A 19,176-nucleotide genomic window follows, 5' to 3' on the forward strand; every position below is an offset into this window, starting at 1 on the left:
CGGTTCATACCATGCGCGGCGCCGAGGCGCCGCGACCGATCGCTATTCGCGTGTTGCACCGCCAAAGGGTTCGGGCACCCCGGCCAGGTGCCCCCGTCAAACTGCCCGAACTTCGATGATTTTTCCTGCTGCGCCCGTTCGTTCCGCGAGGCGCGTGCGATCCTTCACCGCGCCGGCCAACTGCCCGCACGCGGCGTCGATGTCGTCGCCGCGCGTCTTGCGCACGGTCGTGACGACACCCGCATCGATGAGGACTTGCGCGAAGCGCTTGATCTGCTCCGGCTTCGAGCGGATGAGGCCCGATTCCGGAAACGGATTGAACGGGATCAGGTTGAACTTGCACGGCACGTCACGCGTGACGGCCAGCAGTTCGCGCGCATGCGCTTCGGTGTCGTTGACGCCGTCGAGCATGCAGTATTCGAAAGTGATGAAGTCGCGCGGCGCGACCTTCAGATAACGCTGGCACGCAGCCATCAGCTCGCGAAGCGGATATTTCTTGTTGAGCGGCACCAGCTCGTCGCGCAGCGCATCGTTCGGCGCATGCAGCGAAACGGCCAGCGCGACCGGCAACTCGGCGCCGAGGCGGTCCATCATCGGCACCACGCCGGACGTCGACAGCGTGACGCGACGGCGCGACAGGCCGTACGCGTTGTCGTCGAGCATCAGCCGCATCGCGGGAACGACCGCGCTGTAATTCAGGAGCGGCTCGCCCATGCCCATCATCACCACGTTGGTGACGACCCGTTCGGCCTTGCCGTTCGGGCCGGGCGCACGGCCCAGCGACGCTCGCAGTGCAAATTCGGCCATCCGGAGCTGGCCGATGATTTCGGCTGTCGACAGGTTGCGGGAGAAGCCCTGCTTGCCCGTCGAACAGAAGCGGCAGTTCACCGCGCACCCGGCCTGCGACGACACGCACAGCGTGCCGCGCGTCTCTTCCGGGATGAACACGGTTTCGACCGCATTGCCATTTCCGACGTCGATCAGCCACTTGCGCGTGCCGTCGGTGGAAACGTGATCGCTGGCGATGTCCGGCATCACGATCGACGCGCGGCCCTTGAGTTTTTCCCTCAGGGACTTCGCGAGATCGGTCATGCCGTCGAAATCGCCGGCGTTGTACTGGTGGATCCAGCGCTGCAACTGCTTGGCGCGGAACGGCTTCTCGCCCAGGCTGCCGCAGTACGCGACAAGACCCTCGGCGTCGAAGTCGAGAAGATTGACGGAAGTTTCGCTCGTCATGATGTGCTGCCTTGCCGCGTGCGCTGAATCCTGCCTACTTGCTGTCAGCCAGGGCTTAACGCGAGTAAACGTTCATTTCCGGGAAGAAGAACGCGATTTCGACCGCTGCCGTTTCCGCAGCGTCCGAGCCGTGCACGGCGTTCGCGTCGATGCTGTCGGCGAAGTCGGCGCGGATCGTGCCCTTTTCCGCCTTCTTCGGATCCGTCGCGCCCATCAGGTCGCGGTTCTTCAGGATCGCGCCTTCACCTTCCAGAACCTGGATCATCACCGGGCCCGAGATCATGAAATCGACGAGATCCTTGAAGAACGGACGCGCTGCGTGAACTGCATAGAACTTCTCTGCGTCAGCACGCGACAGGTGTGCCATGCGCGATGCGACGATCTTCAGGCCGGCGCCTTCGAAACGGCTGTAGATCTGGCCGATCACGTTCTTTGCCACCGCATCCGGCTTGATGATCGACAGGGTGCGCTCGATTGCCATAAAAACTCCAAAAAATTAAGAAGTTACAGGTTCAAATGAATCCGCTATTGTAGCACGATCCCGTGTATCATTGCGATTGAACCCTTACACGAATGAAAGGTTCAGAATCCATATGTTTTGTGCCGCCGGGCCATTGAAACCTCCCGGCACGGAACGTATCTTAGCCATAGCTGCCCCGGTTTGCTGCGCCGCACATCGCGCGCGCCGAACCGGCCCCGGACGCCCACGCGTTCAATGTTAGGAGAAACCATGAACGACTATCCGTACAATTTCGGCCGCGGCGGTTCCGTCAGCACCGCCGAGGTTCGCAACCGCGTGCTGCGGAACACGTACTGGCTGCTCGCGCTGTCGATGGTGCCGACCGTGCTGGGCGCCTGGGTCGGCGTCGCGACGGGCTTCTCGCTGTTCGCGGCCACGAGCCCGATGATGAGCCTGCTCGCGTTCTTCGCGATCGCGTTCGGCTTCATGTTCGCGATCGAGCGGACGAAAAACAGCGCGGCCGGCGTGTTCGTGCTGCTCGGCTTCACGTTCTTCATGGGCCTGATGCTGTCGCGGCTGCTGAGCTTCATCCTCGGCTTCTCGAATGGCCCGTCGCTGATCATGCTCGCGTTCGGCGGCACCGGCATCATCTTCGCCACGATGGCGACGATCGCCACCGTCAGCAAGCGCGACTTCTCGGGGCTCGGCAAGTGGCTGTTCATGGGCGTGATCGTGATCCTGCTCGCGTCGGTCGCGAACATCTTCCTGCAACTGCCCGCGCTGATGCTCACCGTGTCGGTGCTCGCGATCGCGATCTTCTCGGCCTACATGCTGTTCGACGTCCAGCGCGTCGTGAACGGCGGCGAGACGAACTACATCTCGGCCACGCTCGCGATCTACCTCGATCTGTACAACGTGTTCACGAACCTGCTCGCGCTGCTCGGCATCTTCGGCGGCAACCGCAACTGACGTTCGGCACGCACCATGAAAAACCGGCCCGCGGGCCGGTTTTTTTACGTCCGCCGCCCGGCTCAGTCGCGCTCGAACAGCGCGATCGATTCGACGTGCGACGTATTCGGGAACATGTTCACGACCCCGGCGCCCTTCAGCCGGTAGCCGGCCTCGTGCACGAGCAAGCCCGCATCGCGCGCGAGCGTCGACGGGTTGCACGACACGTAGACGATGCGCTTCGGCAACGGGCCTGCACCGCTCTGCGCGATTTCGGCCAACGCTTTCGACACCGCGAGCGCGCCTTCGCGCGGCGGGTCGATCAGGAACTTGTCGAATGCGCCGAGCGCGCGGAGATCGTCGCCCGTCACTTCGAACAGGTTCCGGCACGCGAACGTCGTGTGGCCGTCGACACCGTTCTCGCGCGCGTTCGCCAGCGCGCGCGTGGTCAGCGTGTCGCTGCCCTCGATGCCCATCACTTCGCGCGACAGCCGCGCGAGCGGCAGCGTGAAGTTGCCGATCCCGCAGAACAGGTCGAGCACGCGATCGTCGCGCGACGGCGCGAGCAGGCGCAGCGCGCGGCCCACCAGCACACGGTTGATCTGGTGATTGACCTGCGTGAAATCGGTCGGCTTGAACGGCATGCGGATGCCGAATTCCGGTAGCGTGTAGTCGAGCGACACGTCGAGCGGATAGAACGGCGTCACCGTGTCCGGCCCCTTCGGCTGCAGCCAGAACTGCACCTTGTGCTCGTCCGCGAACGCGCGCAGCAGCGCTTCGTCGTCCGCGTTGATCGGCTCCAGCACGCGCAGCACGAGCGCCGTGACGGTCGAACCGACCGCGAGTTCGATCTGCGGCATCCGGTCGCGAATCGACAGCCCCTCGACGAGCCGCCGCAGCGGCACGAGCATCGCCGACACGTGCGGCGGCAGCACTTCGCAGCTCGTCATGTCGGCCACGTAGCTGCTCTTCTTCTCGTGGAAGCCGACCAGCACGCCGCCCTTCTTCGCGACGTTGCGCACGGTCAGGCGCGCCCGGTAGCGATAGCCCCACGACGGGCCGTGGATCGGCGCGAACATCGTTTCCGCGCGCAGCTTCGCCAGGTGCCAGAGGTTATCTTCCAGCACGCGCTGCTTGACCGCCACCTGCGCGCGCATGTCGAGATGCTGCATCGAGCAGCCGCCGCAGGTGCCGAAGAACGTGCACTTCGGCTGGGTGCGCATCACGCTCGGGCGCAGAATGTCGACAACCGTCGCCTGCTCGTAGCTCGGCTTGCGGCGATAGCTCGAATAGGTCACGCGTTCGCCCGGCAGCGCGCCTTCGACGAAGATCACCTTGCCCGGCTCGCCGTCCTCGGTCATCGTGCGGCCGACACCGCGCGCTTCCATGTCGAGCGATTCGATCTCGAGAACCGGGGCGGGCCCGGGCGCGACGGGCGCATTTTTCGATTTGCGCGCAGAAGTGGGGACGGCTTCGGACACCAGCTTTTCCTGACAAACGTTGAAGAAGGCGAGATTGTAGACGACGAAGGCCCCCGTCGCGCGCTTTCGTCGCGCAAGCGCCGATGCCGATGCGCAGGCCGATGCCGCGCTGCGCCGCGCGTGAGCAACTGAGGACCGCCTCCCGTTGCCCGCAGCGCGGCCCCACCGCGGCACGGGTTCTGCTCGCAGCAGCAGACCAAGGAGACTCGACCATGCGATTGATCGACTGGAACATCCAATGGGGTCGGGACGCGGACGGCGTCGTCGATCTTCCCCGCACCGTCGCGGCCATCCGCCGGCTCGGCGATTTCGACGTGCTCTGCCTGCAGGAGCTCACACGCGGCTTCGATGCTCTACCCGGCCGGCCCGGCCCCGACCAGTTCGCCGAACTCGCGGCGCTGCTGCCCGGCTATACGATCGTAGACGCCATCGGCGCCGATCTGCCTGCCATCCGGCCGGGCGCCCCGCGCCGCCAGTTCGGCAACGCAATTGCGACGCGGCTGCCGGTCGGGCGCGTGCTGCGCCAATCGCTGCCGTGGCCGGCCGACGCCGGCGCGCCGTCGATGCCGCGCGCCGCGTTGGATATCGAGTTGCAGGCGCCCTTCGGGTCGTTGCGCGTGGTCACCACGCATCTGGAGTATTACTCGGCGCGCCAGCGGCTTGCGCAGGTCGACGCGCTACGCGACCGGCATCGCGAGGCCTGCGCGCACGCGGATCAACCCGCTCCCGCCGAAACGCCCGAGGGGCCGTTCAGCGCGACCGGACAGCCCCGCGATGCGATCGTCTGCGGCGATTTCAACAGCGCATTCGACAGCGACGCGTACCGGCGCTTCCTGGAGCCGATTGCCGACGCACCAGGTTTCGTCGATGCGTGGATCGCGCGGCACCCCGGCCATACACCGCCGCCGACGGCCGGCGTCTACGATACGGTGCAATGGTCGGACGGCCCGCTCGCGTGCGATTTCGTGTTCGTGACCGACACACTGTTGCCGCGCGTAATCGGCTGCGAGATCGACGGCGACGTACGTGCGTCCGATCACCAGCCGGTGCTGCTCGAACTCGGCTGATCGCACCGGCGACGGCGCGGCCCGCCCGCGCTACGCGTCGAAGCCGGCGAGGTATTCGACCCAGTGCGGCGCCGGTTCCTGCGCAAGCGCATTCTTCACGAGCAGGATCTCGTCCGCATACTCGCTCGTCGTCAGGCCCCCGCGCATCAACTGGAACCGGCAATACAGCAGGTAGGTGTTGACGACGTCGGTTTCGCAATAGTTGCGGATTTCCTCGATCCGCCCGTCCCGGAACGCCGGCCACACCTGGCTGCCGTCCATTCCGAGCTTGCCCGGAAAGCCGCACAGCTTCGCGAGCGCATCGAGCGGCGCGTTCGCCCGCGCCTGATACATCGCGAGCACATCCATCAGGTCGGTATGCCGCGAGTGATAGCGCGAAATGTAGTTGTTCCACTTGAATTCACGGTCGTCCTCGCCGAGATCCCAGTAGCGGGTGGCGGGAATGCCGTGCACGAGCGCGCGATAATGGAGCACCGGCAGATCGAAACCGCCGCCGTTCCACGACACGAGTTGCGGCGTGTATTTCTCGATCACGCGGTAGAACGACTGGATCAGCGTCGCTTCGTTGTCCTGCGGCGTCCCGAGAGAGCGCACGCGAAAACCGTTGTTGTCGCGAAACACGCACGAGATCGCTGCGATCCGCTGCAGGTGGTGCGGCAGGAAATCACCGCCGGTCTTCTCGCGGCGTGCGGCGAACGCGTGTTCAGCCACCGCGGCATCGTCGAGCGTCGCGGGCAGGTCTTCCAGACGGCGAATGCCGTCGACATCGGGAATCGTCTCGATGTCAAAAACAAGAATCGGGGTCATCGGTTACAGAACGGCGTCCTTGCGCACGCCGTTGGAGGCGAAGAACCGCTTGAGGCGCACCAGCGCTTCCTGCTGGATCTGCCGCACGCGTTCGCGCGTGAGCCCCATCTCGTCGGCGAGCTCCTCGAGCGTCGCCGGTTCGATGTGGTTCAGGCCGAAGCGGCGCTCGATCACGTGCCGGTGCTTGTCGGACAGCCGCGACAGCCACGCGCGCGTCAGCGTTTCGAGCTCGCGGTGCTGCACCTCGGCGTCGGGCGACTGGCTCTGGTCGTCGGGCAGCAGGTCGAGCAGGCTGCTCGCGGGATCGAGGTCGAGCGGCGCATCGAGCGACGCCGTGTGCTCGTTGAGCGCGAGGATGTCGGTGACTTCCTCGGCGGTCTTGCCGGTGAGATAGGCGATGTCGTCGATGCTGGCTTCGCGGCGTTCGGCCGCCTCGCCCGTCGACATCGAATTCTTTTCGAGGTGGCGCTTCGCACGCAGCACCTGGTTCAGTTCGCGGATCACGTGCACCGGCAGGCGCACCGTGCGGGCCTGGTTCATGATTGCCCGCTCGATGCTCTGCCGGATCCACCATGTTGCGTAGGTCGAGAAACGGAAACCGCGCGTCGGGTCGAATTTCTCGATCGCGTGCATCAGGCCGAGGTTGCCTTCCTCGATCAGGTCGAGCAGCGGCACGCCGCGGTTCAGGTAGCCCTTCGCGATACTGACGACGAGCCGCAGGTTGCGCTCGATCATCACCTGCCGCGCCTCGAATTCGCCGGCCTTCGCGAGGCGCGAATAGCGTTGCTCTTCCTCGACGGTCAGCAGCGGCTTCACGCTGATGCGGTTCAGGTAATGCTGGATCGTGTCGGCCGTGAGCTCGGCCTGCAGCAGCGTGCGGAAATCGTCGACATCGGGCGCGGCTTCCTGACGGCCTTCGCGCTCGTCGTCGCCACCGTCCGCGTCGGCGTCGCGTGCCTCGAGATCACGTTCGTTTTCCGCGACATCCTCTTCGTCGTCCGTCGAAGCACCCACTCGCCCCACCGATGCTTGCGTGGCACGACTGATCTTCTCAGACTCGGCTTGCGGCTCGTGGCGCTTCGATTTCGGCATGGTCGTCTCGGTTATTGAGGCGGCAAATACTTCAGCGGATCGACAGGCTTACCCTGCCGGCGAACCTCGAAATGCAGCATCACGCGGTCGGCATCGCTGTTACCCATCTCGGCGATCTTCTGCCCCTTCGTTACCGCGTCCCCTCTTTTACCATCAAAGCGCGATTGTGTGCATACGCCGTGAGGTAAGTTGCATCGTGTTTGATGATAATGAGGTTGCCGTAACCACGCAGACCGTTGCCGGAGTAAACGACGCGGCCGTCCGCCGCCGCCTTCACGGCCTCGCCGGCCGTCCCGCCGATATTGACACCCTTGTTCTTCGCATCGTCGAACCCGTTCAGCACGGGGCCGCGCGCGGGCCACGCGAACGTCACGGGGCCGCTCGACGCCGCCGCCGTATCGCTCGATCCGGTTGCCGCGGCCGGCGGCGTGGCGGCGAGCGCCGACGACGTGCCGGCGGCCGGCGCGGCCGGACCGCTGCTCAGCGGCGCGGTCGCGACCGCACCACCGACGATCGGCGCGGCGGCCGGCGTGCCCGCCACTGCAGCGCCGCCCGGCGGCGCCACGCGCAGCAGCTGGTCGACTTCGATCTGGTTCGGGTTCGCCAGATTGTTCCACGTCGCGATGTCGCGATAGTTCTGCCCGTTCTCGAGCGCAATCCGGTACAGCGTGTCACCCGGCTTCACACGATAGAAGCCCGGCGGCGGCGGACCGAGCGGCACCGCAGGCTGCGCGGCGGCGGTCGTGCCGAGCGACCCGGAGCGGTCGACGACGGGCGCGTTGTCGAGCCGCGTCGCACAGGCGGCCAGTAGCGTGGAGAACGCAGCCACACAGATCGCGCGCTGGGCGAACGTGAGCGGTTCCCTGGATCGGTTGTTTTGCATCGCGCGCAACATACTCATCGGTTTCAAATCACTCCGGATTTTAAAGGGACAAAGAAAACGCGATCAAGCCGGGACTCTCGCCATTGCGCGTGCGCGACGCGCTCGACGAGCGTGAGCACCTGGTGCTGCCCGCTCTGCGCGCCGACCGGCGCGACGAGCCGCCCGCCGATCGCGAGTTGCTCGAGCAGCGCCTGCGGCACGTCGAGCCCCGCCGCCGCGATCACGATCGCGTCGAACGGGGCCGCGGACGGCAGGCCGACACGCCCGTCGCCGTAGTGCAGACGGATGTTCGGCACGCGCAGCGGCCGCAGGTTCAGCTTCGCACGCTCGTAAAGCGGCTTGATGCGTTCAATCGAATACACGTCGCGTGCCACGTGACTCAGCACGGCGGCCTGATAGCCGCAACCCGTGCCGATCTCGAGCACGCGCTCGAGGGTGCGGCCGGCCATCGCGAGCTCGATCATGCGCGCGACGACCGACGGCTTTGAAATGGTCTGCTGGTGGCCAATCGGCAACGCCGAATCCTCGTAGGCCTGCGTCGCGAGCCCCGGATCCACGAACAGGTGACGCGGCACCGCGGCCATTGCGTCCAGCACGCGCGCATCGGTCACGCCGTTCGCGCGCAGCCGTTCGACCATCCGCTCGCGCACACGTTCCGACGTGAGGGCGAACGCGCCGGCCGGCGCGATGCTCGGCGCAGCTGGCTTCGGCAGCGCAGGCTTCAGCGCGGTGGGCTTCGGTGCGGTCGCCGGCTTCGCCGCGGCGATACCCGGCAGCGGCGCCCGCACGGCGGCCGGCTTCACCGCAACCGGCTTCAGCACGGCTGCGGGTTTGTCGGCGGCCTTCGGCAGCGCGCCCGCCGCCTGGCGTTCACCGTGCCGACCTTCCGACTTGCGTGGCGCTCGCTTGAGATCTTCGAGCGCGAGCGGGAACCGCTTCGCGCGCTCGCCGCTCATGAAGCCCGCCCTCCGGCGCGCACCCATTCGCGCGTCGCGGGCAGCATCTGCGTATGCGTGAGATCGAGCTGCAGTGGCGTGATCGAGACGAAACCGTTTGCAACGGCGTGGAAATCGGTGCCTTCGCTGGCGTCCAGCGCCTCGCCCGCGGCGCCGATCCAGTAGATCGGCTCGCCGCGCGGGTCGGTCTGTCGAATCACCGGCTGCGACGGATGACGCTTGCCGAGACGCGTGACCTTCCAGCCCTTCAGTTCGTCGTACGGCAAGTTCGGAATATTGACGTTCAGCAGCGGGTTGCCCGGCAGCGGATGCGCGAGGTAGTGCGCGACGATTTCCGCGGCGACGCGCGCGGCGTCGGCCAGACGGGCCCAGCCCTTGTCGACCAGCGAGAACGCGATGGCCGGCACACCGAACATGATGCCTTCGGTGGCGGCCGCAACTGTCCCCGAATAGAGCGTGTCTTCGCCCATGTTCTGACCGTTGTTGATGCCGGACACGACGATGTCCGGCTTCGCGTCGGCCATCCCCGTCAGCGCGACGTGCACCGAATCGGTCGGCGTGCCGTTCACGTAGAAGAAACCCGTACCCGCTGCGCGCTGCACCGACAGCGGCCGCGACAACGTGAGGGAATTCGACGCGCCGCTGCAGTTCTGCTCGGGCGCGATCACCGTAAGCTCGGCCAGCGGCTGCAGCGCTTCGCTGAGCGCGGCGAGACCGGGGGCGAGATAGCCGTCGTCGTTGCTGAGTAGGATTCGCATCCGGCGATTGTAACCGAGGAAAGATGGCGCGAGAGCGACAGTCCGGCCACCGCGGACGGGCGGGTATACGCATGGACATGCGGTGCGCCGCCGCACGACGCGGCGGCGTTCCGCGCGCTGGGGAAAACACCGGGCCGACCGGGTTTTCCGCCTAGAGAAAATCGCCTTGGGGAAACCTTCGTCGGGAGGGCCGGCGCAAAGCGCGCAGGCCTCGGCGCACTCAGATCGCGCCCGCCTCGCGCAGCGCGGCAATCGCCTGTGCGTCGTAGCCGAGGCCGCGCAGCACCTCGTCGGTGTGCTCGCCGAGCTCGGGCCCGAGCCAGCGCGTTTCGCCCGGCGTGTCCGACAGCTTCGGCGTGATGTTCGGCAGCGGAATGTCGGTGCCGTCTGCCAGCTTGAAACGCTGGATCATCTGGCGCGCGACGAACTGCGGATCGGTGAACATGTCGGCCGCGCTGTAGATGCGTCCGGCCGGGACGTCGGCCGCATTGAGCACGATGAGCGCCTCGTCGATCGTACGCGGCGCGAGCCACGCGGCGATCGCGTCATCGATTTCCTGCGTGCGCGGCACGCGTCCGTCGTTTTGCGCGAGCGCGGGATCGTCGGCGAGGTCGTCGCGCTCGATCGCCTTCATCAGCCGCTTGAAGATCGGATCGCTGTTGCCGCCGATCACGATGCTGCCGTCGCGGCATGCGTACGTATTCGACGGCACGATGCCCGGCAGCGACGCGCCGGTGCGCTCGCGCACCATCCCGTACACGCCGTACTCGGGCACCACGCTTTCCATCATGTTGAACACCGCTTCATACAGTGCAACGTCGACCACCTGCCCCGCGCCGCCGTTGACCTTGCGGTGATGGAGCGCCATCAGCGCGCCGATCACGCCGTGTAGCGCCGCGATCGAGTCGCCGATCGAGATGCCGATGCGCGGCGGCGGCAGATCCGGATAGCCGGTGATGTGGCGCAGCCCGCCCATCGATTCGGCGATCGCGCCGAAGCCGGGCCGGTCGCGATACGGGCCCGTCTGCCCGTAGCCGGACAGGCGCACCATCACGAGACCCGGATTGTCGGCCGACAGCACGTCGTAGCCGAGCCCGAGCTTTTCGAGCAGGCCCGGGCGGAAGTTCTCGATCACGATGTCGGCCTCGCTCGCGAGCTGCCGCGCGATCGCCTTGCCGGCGTCGGCTTTCAGGTTCAGCGTGACCGATTTCTTGTTGCGCGCCTGCACCGACCACCACAGCGACGTGCCGCCCTGCTCCGGGTGGAGCTTGCGCCACTTGCGCAGCGGGTCGCCGCCGTTCGGATCCTCGATCTTGATCACTTCCGCGCCGAATTCGGCGAACAGCCGCGACGCGAACGGCCCCGCGATCAGCGTTCCGAATTCGAGCACTTTGACGCCCGCGAGCGGGCCCTGGCTGGTGCTCATGTGTCTCCCTGGCATGAGGAACGGCGCCGCCGGCAAGCGGCGCCCGGCTTACATCGTGCGACGATCGAGCATTGCGCGGGCGATGGTGCCCGCGTCGACGTACTCGAGCTCGCCGCCCACCGGCACGCCGCGCGCGAGGCGCGTGACCGCCAGCCCGCGCGCCTTGAGCGTCTGGCCGAGGTAGTGGGCGGTGGCTTCGCCCTCGTTCGTGAAGTTGGTCGCGAGCACGACCTCCTTGACGACGCCGTCCGACGCGCGCCGCACGAGGCGGTCGAAATGGATTTCCTTCGGACCGATTCCGTCGAGCGGGCTCAGTCGGCCCATCAGCACGAAATACAGCCCGCGGTAGGTCATCGTCTGCTCGAGCATGATCTGGTCGGCAGGCGTCTCGACGACGCACAGCAGCGTCGGATCACGCTCCTCGTCGCTGCAGACCTCGCAGATCTGCGCCTCGGTGAACGTGTTGCACTTCTCGCAGTGCTGCAGGTGTTCGGTCGCGAACAGCAGCGACCGGCCGAGCCGCTCCGCGCCCTCGCGGTCGTGCTGCATCAGGTGAACCGCCATACGCTGCGCTGATTTCGGCCCGACACCGGGCAGCACGCGCAACGCTTCGACGAGAGCGGACAAGGCGGACGGCTGTTTCATACGGCGGCAAAGAGTGGCAAGGACGCCGCGCTCAGAACGGCAGCTTGAAGCCCGGGGGCAGCGGCAGGCCCGACGTCATGCCGCTCATCTTTTCCTGCGACGTGGCTTCGGCCTTGCGTACCGCGTCGTTGAACGCAGCGGCGACGAGATCCTCGAGCATGTCCTTGTCGTCCGCGAGCAAGCTCGGGTCGATCGACACGCGGCGCACTTCGTTGCGGCACGTCATCGTCACCTTCACGAGGCCGGCGCCCGACTGCCCTTCGACTTCGATGAGCGCAAGCTGCTCCTGCATCTTCTTCATGTTTTCCTGCATTTGCTGCGCTTGCTTCATCAGTCCGGCGAGGTTGCCTTTCAACATGGGAATACTCCTTCTTGATCGTGTGAAAACCGGCACGCGGCGCGTGCCGGCCAATGTGTGCGGGGCGTGATTGTGCCTGTCGCGGGGCGGTCAGTTCAATGGAGTGTGGGCGGCACACCGTCCGGCGCCGAATCGGCGAGCGGGCGCACCGACCCCTCGACGATGCGCGCGCCGAAGTCGCGCACGAGCTGCTGGACGAACGGATCGCCGTGAATCTCCTGCTCGGCTTCGCGCTGGCGCGCCGCGCGCGCGGCCGCATCGAGCGCCGCCGCGGTGCGCCGTGCGGGCCCGACCTCGACGGTCACCTCGACCGGCTTGCCGAGCGCATCGGCCAGTGCAGCCTTCAGCTTCGTCACCTGCGCGGCGTCCGCATACTGCGGCACCGGCACGGACAGTTTCAATGTGCCCGCATCGACGGCCGTCAGCTCGCTGTTGAACGCGAGCTGGTACGCGACGCCCTTTAGCGGCAGCCGTGCGGCGAGCGCCGGCCATTCGCCGTCGAAGCCGATCGGATCGAGCGCGATCGCGGGCGGCAGCGGCCGCGTGTCGATCGGCGCGACCGGACGCGCGTCCGCCGGCTTCGGCGTCACGCGCACATCGTCGGGGCCGCTGTCGAACACCGGCACGAAGCCGTCGTCGGAACCGCCGAACATTTCATCGGCGCTGAGCGGCACGTAGTCGTCGGGCGGGATGTCCTCCCACGGCGGCGACGGTTGGCGCGACTCGGCTGCTTGCGGCGCGCGGGCAACGGCACGCGGCGTCGGCACCTGGACGGCCGGACGCGGCGCGGCCGGCTTCTCGGCGGCCGGCTGGGCCGCCGGTTTGGCTGCCGCGCCTGCGCGCCCGCCGCGGTCCGACGACACGCGCATCCCTGCATTGCGCAGCACGTCGAGCGCGGCGGCGGCACCGCCTGCGCGCGCCGACGGACGCACGGCGGCCGGCTCGGGCGACGCGGCGCGCGGCGTCGGTTCGGCCTGCGGAGCCGGTTCGTCGTTTCGCTGCACGGCGGCAACGGCAGGCGGCTCGGGTTCCTTTCGGGCGGGAGGCGGCATGTCGCCAGCGGGCGCTGCCTTCGTTTCCGGCTGCGGCAGCTCGATAGCTTGTGCGTCGGCCGCTGCCGGCACCGAAGCCGCTGCCTCTGCCGGTGACGGGGCGGCAGCTGACTTGGCGGCCGGCCGCTCGGCTTCGCCGCCGGACTGTGCCGGACGCGCGACCGGCGCCACGGATGCCGCCGGCGCCGCAGCTTGCGGACGCGCTGCGCTGGCGGGCGTGGCCGACACCGGCTTCGCCGCGGCAGCGGTCGGCGCCGCTGCAGCACGCGGGGCCGGCACGGCACGCGGCGGCACGGACGGCTGGCCGCCCGGCGCGCTGCCGGCGCCAACGACCGGCTCGAATGCGAGCATCCGCAGCAGCGTCATCGTGAAACCGGCGTATTCGTCGGGCGCCAGGCCGAGTTCGGCGCGCCCGACCGTCGCGATCTGATAGAACAATTGCACCTGCTCGGGGCTCAGCGTCTCCGCAAAACGACGCAGGTCGGCCGCTTCCGGCCATTCGTCGAGCACCGAGCCCGGCGCGAACTGCGCCCAGGCGATCCGGTGCAGCAGGCTCGCGAGATCCTGCAGCGCGGTCGAGAACGACAGGCTGCGCAGCGACATCTCGTCGGCAATCGCGAGGATTTCCGGGCCATTGGCCGCCGCGAGCGCATCGAGCAGGCGCACCATGTACGTCTGGTCGAGTGCGCCGAGCATGCCCGACACCGCCGACTCGGTCACCTCGTTCGCCGAATAGGCGATCGCCTGATCGGTCAGGGACAGTGCGTCGCGCATGCTGCCCTGCGCGGCGCGCGCGAGCAGGCGCAGCGCCTGCGGCTCGAACGTGATCTGCTCTTCGCCGAGGATCCGCTCGAGATGCGACACGATGTGCCCGGCCGGCATCTGCTTCAGGTTGAACTGCAGGCAGCGCGACAGCACGGTGACGGGGATTTTCTGCGGATCGGTCGTCGCGAGGATGAACTTGACGTGCGGCGGCGGCTCTTCGAGCGTCTTCAGCATCGCGTTGAACGCGTGATTCGTCAGCATGTGCACTTCGTCGATCATGTAGACCTTGAAGCGCGCATCGACGGGCGCGTACACCGCGCGCTCGAGCAGCGCGGCCATTTCATCGACGCCGCGGTTGCTCGCCGCGTCCATCTCGACGTAATCGACGAAACGGCCCTCGTCGATCTCGCGACAGGCGCGACACACGCCGCACGGCTGCGACGTGACGCCGGTTTCACAGTTGAGCGCCTTCGCGAAGATCCGCGACAGCGTCGTCTTGCCGACACCGCGCGTTCCGGTAAACAGATAGGCGTGATGGAGACGCCCGCCGTCGAGCGCGTGCGTGAGCGCCCTGACGACGTGCTCCTGGCCGACGAGCGAAGCGAAATCCTTCGGACGCCACTTGCGTGCGAGAACTTGATAGGTCATCGGGAAATTGTATCAGTAACGCTGCGTCGCGCCGACACGCGAAACGGTGCGGAAGACGGGCAAGAGGCAGGTCGAACGGAGTGTGACGCAGAAATAAAAAACGCCCTGCGAACGGGGCGAGAAGGAAGGTGACGAGCCCAACCCTCGGCACTGGCGGAAAACGATTGTGGCTGCTTCGTTCCCGACCTGACCAGGTTCACCGCCCCACCATGCGAGGAGGCCCGTCACGGCATATTCTATCACCGCTTCCGGACGAATGCGACCGTTTGTTCGCATCAATGCGAATATCGCCGGGCAAACCGGCGCGTCGCCCCTTCGCACGGGCCGGATGCGGCCCGCCCCTTGCAATTGACGGACCGGCCTCCATCTGCATGGCACGACGGTCGAACGTCGCGTCGTACCCCTACTCGCGTAGCGACTACTATCGCCGCCCGCAGCAGATAGCAATTTAGGCTAATATGACGCCCGAACGACCCGCGAGTCGCGGCATGCAGCGCTTACGCCCCTCCTTTCCGGAAAGGCGGAGTGACCTGCCGCAGCGGCCGGCAGCCTACGGCGGCCGGTACGCCGCAACGCGCAAGCAGGCAGTCCCCGAACCGTAAGAGGTATTGACCCAATGAGCGAACAGATCAAACACATCAGCGACGCATCGTTCGAACAGGACGTCGTCAAGTCCGACAAGCCCGTACTCGTCGATTTCTGGGCCGAATGGTGCGGCCCGTGCAAGATGATCGCCCCGATCCTCGACGAAGTCGCGAAGGACTACGGCGACAAGTTGCAGATCGCGAAGATCAACGTCGACGACAACCAGGCCACGCCCGCGAAATTCGGCGTGCGCGGCATCCCGACGCTGATTCTGTTCAAGAACGGCGCGGCCGCCGCGCAGAAGGTCGGCGCGCTGTCGAAGTCGCAGCTCACCGCATTCCTGGACAGCCACCTGTAATACCGGCAGTTCCGCGGACGTGTTGTCAGTCGGCAACACGTCCGCCATCACGCCGCCGATCGCTCGCTCAAGCGCGAATCGGGCTATGCTAGAATTAAAAAACGTCGACAAGACGCATTTAAGTCTCTGAGCGCTTCCGCTCGCCCTCCTCCCTTATTTCTTTCGTCGCATCTCCTCCCTGGCGGGTTCTCCGTATGCATTTATCCGAGCTCAAGTCTCTGCACGTCTCCGAACTGATCGAAATGGCCAATGGCCTGGAGATCGAAAACGCGAACCGCCTGCGCAAGCAGGAGTTGATGTTTGCCATTCTCAAAAAGCGCGCCAAGACGGGAGAGACGATCTTCGGCGACGGTACGCTCGAAGTGCTGCCGGACGGCTTCGGCTTCCTGCGCTCGCCGGAAATGTCGTACCTCGCGAGCACCGACGACATCTATATCAGCCCGTCGCAGATCCGCCGCTTCAACCTGCACACCGGCGACACCATCGAAGGTGAAGTCCGCACGCCGAAGGACGGCGAGCGCTACTTCGCGCTGGTGAAGGTCGACAAAGTCAACGGGCAGCCGCCCGAGGCCTCGAAACACAAGATCATGTTCGAGAACCTCACGCCGCTGCACCCGAACAAGCCGCTGTCGCTCGAACGCGAAATGCGCGGCGAGGAAAACGTCACGGGCCGCATCATCGACATGATCGCGCCGATCGGCAAGGGCCAGCGCGGCCTGCTCGTCGCGTCGCCGAAGTCGGGCAAGACCGTGATGCTCCAGCACATCGCGCACGCGATCAAGCAGAACCACCCGGACGTGATCCTGTTCGTGCTGCTGATCGACGAGCGCCCGGAAGAAGTGACCGAAATGCAGCGCTCGGTCGCCGGCGAAGTGATCGCGTCGACGTTCGACGAACCGGCCACGCGCCACGTCCAGGTCGCCGAAATGGTGATCGAGAAGGCCAAGCGCCTCGTCGAAATGAAGCACGACGTCGTGATTCTGCTCGACTCGATCACGCGTCTCGCACGTGCGTACAACACCGTGATCCCGGCATCGGGCAAGGTGCTGACGGGCGGTGTCGACGCGAACGCGCTGCAGCGTCCGAAGCGCTTCTTCGGCGCGGCGCGCAACATCGAGGAAGGCGGCTCGCTGACGATCATCGGCACCGCGCTGATCGAAACCGGCAGCCGCATGGACGACGTGATCTACGAAGAGTTCAAGGGCACCGGCAACATGGAAGTGCACCTCGAGCGCCGTCTCGCGGAAAAGCGCGTGTATCCGTCGATCAACCTGAACAAGTCGGGCACGCGTCGCGAGGAAATGCTGATCAAGCCCGAGATCCTTCAGAAGATCTGGGTGCTGCGCAAGTTCATCCACGACATGGACGAGGTCGAGGCGATGGAATTCCTGCTCGACAAGATCCGCCAGACGAAGAGCAACTCCGAGTTCTTCGACCTGATGCGCCGCGGCGGCTGATCGCCCCCGCTCCGCAACACGGCCGCCCGCGCACCCTGCCCGGCGGCCGTTTTTCGATCCCAACATGAACGTGAACGTACAGGTTGATCTATAATCGCGTCATTGCCCCTTCGAATTCCCCGCACCCGATGCCGAACGATGCCGCCACCCCGCTCCTGACCGTCAGCGACGCCGCGTCGCGACTCGGCGTCACGCCGCGCACGCTCAAATATTACGAAGAGCGCGGACTCGTCACGCCATCGCGCAGCGAAGGTCGCTACCGCCTCTACGACGAAGCCGACCTCGAACGCTTCGCGCGCATCCTGCGGCTGCGCGCGCTCGGCTTCTCGCTGCACGGCATCACCGAAATGCTGAAGCGTCCGCTGGAAGAAACGGGCGACGGCCGGCGCCGCTATTCGGATGCCTCGCTGCGCGACATCCGAACCGGCCTCGCCGAGCAGATCGATACGCTCGACCGGCGGATCGCGGCCGTCCAGCGCGAGTTGAAGGAAGCCGTCGCGCTGCGCAAGGAGTTGCAGCACGACATCGACTACGTCGAGCGGCGCCTCGCCGGCGAAAACGCCGATGAACTGATCGCGCAGCGGCGGGCCGAAATCGGCGCGCGGCGCGCCCGCAAGGACCGCGAATGAACGCGGTGCCGGGCCGGCCGCCGCTATGGAGTCGCGCGAACCTGCGCGGGACCTGTTCCCGTGGGCACTCGCGCTCGTCACCGGCATCGACTACTTCGACAACGCCGTCTTCTCGTTCTTCGCGAGCTACATCGCGGGCGGCATCAACGCGTCGCCCGACGAACTGGTGTGGTCGTCGAGCGCCTACGCGGTCACGGCCGTGCTCGGCATCCTGCAGCAGCAATGGTGGGTCGACCGGCTCGGCCATCGCCGCTACGTCGCGGGCTGCATGCTGATGTTCTCGTTCGGCGCGATCGCGGCGGCGCTGGCCGACACGTCGCTGGAGCTCGCGTTCGCGCGCGGCTTCCAGGGCTATTTCATCGGCCCGATGATGGGCGCGTGCCGGATCCTGATCCAGATCAGCTTCAAGCCGCAGGAGCGGCCGCCCGCGACGCGCGCTTTCCTGATCATGATCCTGCTCGGCAGCGCGCTCGCGCCGATCGTCGGCGGGCTGTTGGTCGCGCATTCGACGTGGCGCGCGCTGTTCGCGTGCACGGCACCGGCCGGCATCGCGTTCGCGATCCTCGCGTTGCTCACGCTGCCCGATTCCGGCCGCACGCCGGACGACGAACGCGGTTCCGGACATTTCTGGCCGTACGTCGTGTTCGCGCTCGCGCAAGGGGCGCTGCAGATCGTGCTGCAACAGGTGCATTACCAGCTCTACAGCGGCTCGCCGATGCTGATCATGCTGACGTTTGCCGGGCTCGGCGCGCTCGCGTGGTTCGCGTATCACCAGTGGCACCATCCGACGCCGCTCGTGCGGCTGCATGCGTTCCGCGAGCGGACGTTCCAGGTCGGGCTGCTGCTCTACATGTTCTATTACTACGAGACGACGGGCTTCAGTTACCTGACGGCGCGGCTTCTCGAGGGCGGGCTCGGCTATCCGGTCGAGAATGCCGGGCGCCTGGTCGGCACGATGTCGCTGATCTCGGCCACCGCGCTGTTCGCCTACCTGCGCTACGCGAAATTCGTCGCGCACAAGAAGTGGTTCGTCGTGCCCGGGTTCGCGATCGCCGTCACGGCCGCGCTGTGGATGACGCGGATGACGCCGCAGGTCGGCGAAGCCGCGTTGATCGTCCCGTTGCTGCTGCGCGGGCTGCTGCTGCTCTTCATCGTGCTGCCGGTCGCGAACCTCACGTTCCGGATCTTCGCGATCGACGAATACACGCACGGCTACCGGCTGAAGAACATCGTGCGGCAATTGACGATCTCGTTCGCGACGTCGTCGGTGATCATCGTCGAGCAGCATCGCCTGGCCGTCCACCAAACGCGGCTCGTCGAGCGCGCGAACGTGTTCGACCCGCTGTTCCAGCAGACCGTCGATGCACTGACGCGCAGCTATGCGGCCGCCGGCCACGCGCTGAACGACGCGCACGGCCTCGCGATCGCGTCGATCGCGCGGATGGTCGCGCAACAGGCGTCGTTCCTCGCGTCGCTCGACGGTTTTTACTTCCTCGCGGGCGTGGCGCTCGTCGGCGGCCTCTTCGCGGCATGGCAAAAACAGATCGATTGAGTTAAAAGACAGG

The 19,176-nt window shown here is 66.4% G+C and carries 16 protein-coding genes, 1 other RNA gene and 2 pseudogenes; 6 read left to right on the forward strand and 13 right to left on the reverse strand.

The window, feature by feature from the left end; translation table 11 throughout:
• Positions 1 to 96 precede the first annotated feature (96 nt).
• Both rlmN and ndk read right to left on the reverse strand, forming a co-directional pair.
• Positions 97 to 1,236, reverse strand: coding sequence for a 23S rRNA (adenine(2503)-C(2))-methyltransferase RlmN (rlmN, locus tag SY91_RS12230; RefSeq protein ID WP_011549686.1), 1,140 nt, complete (start codon positions 1,234 to 1,236; stop codon positions 97 to 99).
• 55 nt (positions 1,237 to 1,291) lie between these two features.
• The gene (gene ndk, locus SY91_RS12235; protein WP_006478674.1) at positions 1,292 to 1,717 is read right to left on the reverse strand and encodes a nucleoside-diphosphate kinase; all 426 of its coding nucleotides are present in this window, start codon (positions 1,715 to 1,717) and stop codon (positions 1,292 to 1,294) included.
• Between the two features lie 249 nt (positions 1,718 to 1,966).
• On the opposite strand from ndk, the gene SY91_RS12240 reads away from it, so the two are divergent.
• On the forward strand, positions 1,967 to 2,665 hold the full coding sequence (locus SY91_RS12240) for a Bax inhibitor-1/YccA family protein (protein ID WP_006484459.1): 699 nt from the start codon (positions 1,967 to 1,969) through the stop codon (positions 2,663 to 2,665).
• A 62-nt stretch (positions 2,666 to 2,727) separates the two neighbouring features.
• Here SY91_RS12240 and rlmD read toward each other — a convergent pair whose 3' ends face one another.
• Entirely contained in the window at positions 2,728 to 4,032 is a 1,305-nt protein-coding gene (gene rlmD, locus SY91_RS12245; protein WP_034174708.1) for a 23S rRNA (uracil(1939)-C(5))-methyltransferase RlmD, read from the reverse strand.
• A 305-nt stretch (positions 4,033 to 4,337) separates the two neighbouring features.
• Between rlmD and SY91_RS12250 the strand changes: the two genes are divergently transcribed.
• Positions 4,338 to 5,192 carry an endonuclease/exonuclease/phosphatase family protein gene (locus SY91_RS12250; protein WP_023477350.1) on the forward strand — a complete coding sequence of 285 codons (855 nt, stop codon included), beginning with the start codon at positions 4,338 to 4,340 and terminating at the stop codon, positions 5,190 to 5,192.
• A 30-nt stretch (positions 5,193 to 5,222) separates the two neighbouring features.
• On the opposite strand, the gene SY91_RS12255 is transcribed toward SY91_RS12250, so the two are convergent.
• From SY91_RS12255 to ffs, 10 genes and pseudogenes are all read right to left on the reverse strand, one after another.
• A complete protein-coding gene (locus SY91_RS12255; RefSeq protein ID WP_023477349.1) occupies positions 5,223 to 5,999 on the reverse strand; it encodes a 3'-5' exonuclease in 777 nt (258 codons plus the stop codon).
• A gap of 3 nt (positions 6,000 to 6,002) precedes the next feature.
• On the reverse strand, positions 6,003 to 7,091 hold the full coding sequence (gene rpoS / locus SY91_RS12260) for an RNA polymerase sigma factor RpoS (RefSeq protein WP_011694300.1): 1,089 nt from the start codon (positions 7,089 to 7,091) through the stop codon (positions 6,003 to 6,005).
• A gap of 11 nt (positions 7,092 to 7,102) precedes the next feature.
• Positions 7,103 to 7,992, reverse strand: a pseudogene (locus SY91_RS12265) (peptidoglycan DD-metalloendopeptidase family protein).
• A gap of 5 nt (positions 7,993 to 7,997) precedes the next feature.
• Positions 7,998 to 8,930, reverse strand: coding sequence for a protein-L-isoaspartate(D-aspartate) O-methyltransferase (locus SY91_RS12270; RefSeq protein WP_124477283.1), 933 nt, complete (start codon positions 8,928 to 8,930; stop codon positions 7,998 to 8,000).
• The gene (gene surE, locus SY91_RS12275; protein ID WP_006478667.1) at positions 8,927 to 9,688 is read right to left on the reverse strand and encodes a 5'/3'-nucleotidase SurE; all 762 of its coding nucleotides are present in this window, start codon (positions 9,686 to 9,688) and stop codon (positions 8,927 to 8,929) included. Before surE ends, SY91_RS12270 begins: the two co-directional genes overlap by 4 nt.
• A 220-nt stretch (positions 9,689 to 9,908) precedes the next feature.
• On the reverse strand, positions 9,909 to 11,114 hold the full coding sequence (locus SY91_RS12280) for a CaiB/BaiF CoA transferase family protein (RefSeq protein WP_034174549.1): 1,206 nt from the start codon (positions 11,112 to 11,114) through the stop codon (positions 9,909 to 9,911).
• Between the two features lie 48 nt (positions 11,115 to 11,162).
• On the reverse strand, positions 11,163 to 11,759 hold the full coding sequence (gene recR, locus SY91_RS12285; RefSeq protein WP_006478665.1) for a recombination mediator RecR: 597 nt from the start codon (positions 11,757 to 11,759) through the stop codon (positions 11,163 to 11,165).
• A 31-nt stretch (positions 11,760 to 11,790) separates the two neighbouring features.
• A complete protein-coding gene (locus SY91_RS12290; RefSeq protein WP_006482124.1) occupies positions 11,791 to 12,117 on the reverse strand; it encodes a YbaB/EbfC family nucleoid-associated protein in 327 nt (108 codons plus the stop codon).
• Positions 12,118 to 12,212: 95 nt separating this feature from the next.
• The gene (locus SY91_RS12295; protein ID WP_185920942.1) at positions 12,213 to 14,582 is read right to left on the reverse strand and encodes a DNA polymerase III subunit gamma/tau; all 2,370 of its coding nucleotides are present in this window, start codon (positions 14,580 to 14,582) and stop codon (positions 12,213 to 12,215) included.
• A gap of 127 nt (positions 14,583 to 14,709) precedes the next feature.
• Positions 14,710 to 14,808: signal recognition particle sRNA small type (gene ffs / locus SY91_RS12300), an RNA gene on the reverse strand.
• A 390-nt stretch (positions 14,809 to 15,198) separates the two neighbouring features.
• On the opposite strand from ffs, the gene trxA reads away from it, so the two are divergent.
• From trxA to SY91_RS12320, 4 genes and pseudogenes are all read left to right on the forward strand, one after another.
• The gene (gene trxA, locus SY91_RS12305) at positions 15,199 to 15,525 is read left to right on the forward strand and encodes a thioredoxin TrxA (protein ID WP_006402348.1); all 327 of its coding nucleotides are present in this window, start codon (positions 15,199 to 15,201) and stop codon (positions 15,523 to 15,525) included.
• Positions 15,526 to 15,719: 194 nt separating this feature from the next.
• Positions 15,720 to 16,982, forward strand: a complete 1,263-nt coding sequence (gene rho / locus SY91_RS12310) for a transcription termination factor Rho (RefSeq protein ID WP_006478662.1) — start codon at positions 15,720 to 15,722, stop codon at positions 16,980 to 16,982.
• Between the two features lie 128 nt (positions 16,983 to 17,110).
• Complete coding sequence (locus SY91_RS12315) at positions 17,111 to 17,611, forward strand: MerR family transcriptional regulator (protein ID WP_006478661.1); 501 nt, start codon at positions 17,111 to 17,113, stop codon at positions 17,609 to 17,611.
• Positions 17,608 to 19,163: pseudogene (locus SY91_RS12320) on the forward strand (MFS transporter). The gene SY91_RS12315 and the pseudogene SY91_RS12320 overlap by 4 nt, the downstream one beginning before the upstream one ends.
• Positions 19,164 to 19,176 lie beyond the last annotated feature (13 nt).

This window comes from Burkholderia cenocepacia (genome assembly GCF_014211915.1).
Lineage (GTDB): Bacteria > Pseudomonadota > Gammaproteobacteria > Burkholderiales > Burkholderiaceae > Burkholderia > Burkholderia orbicola.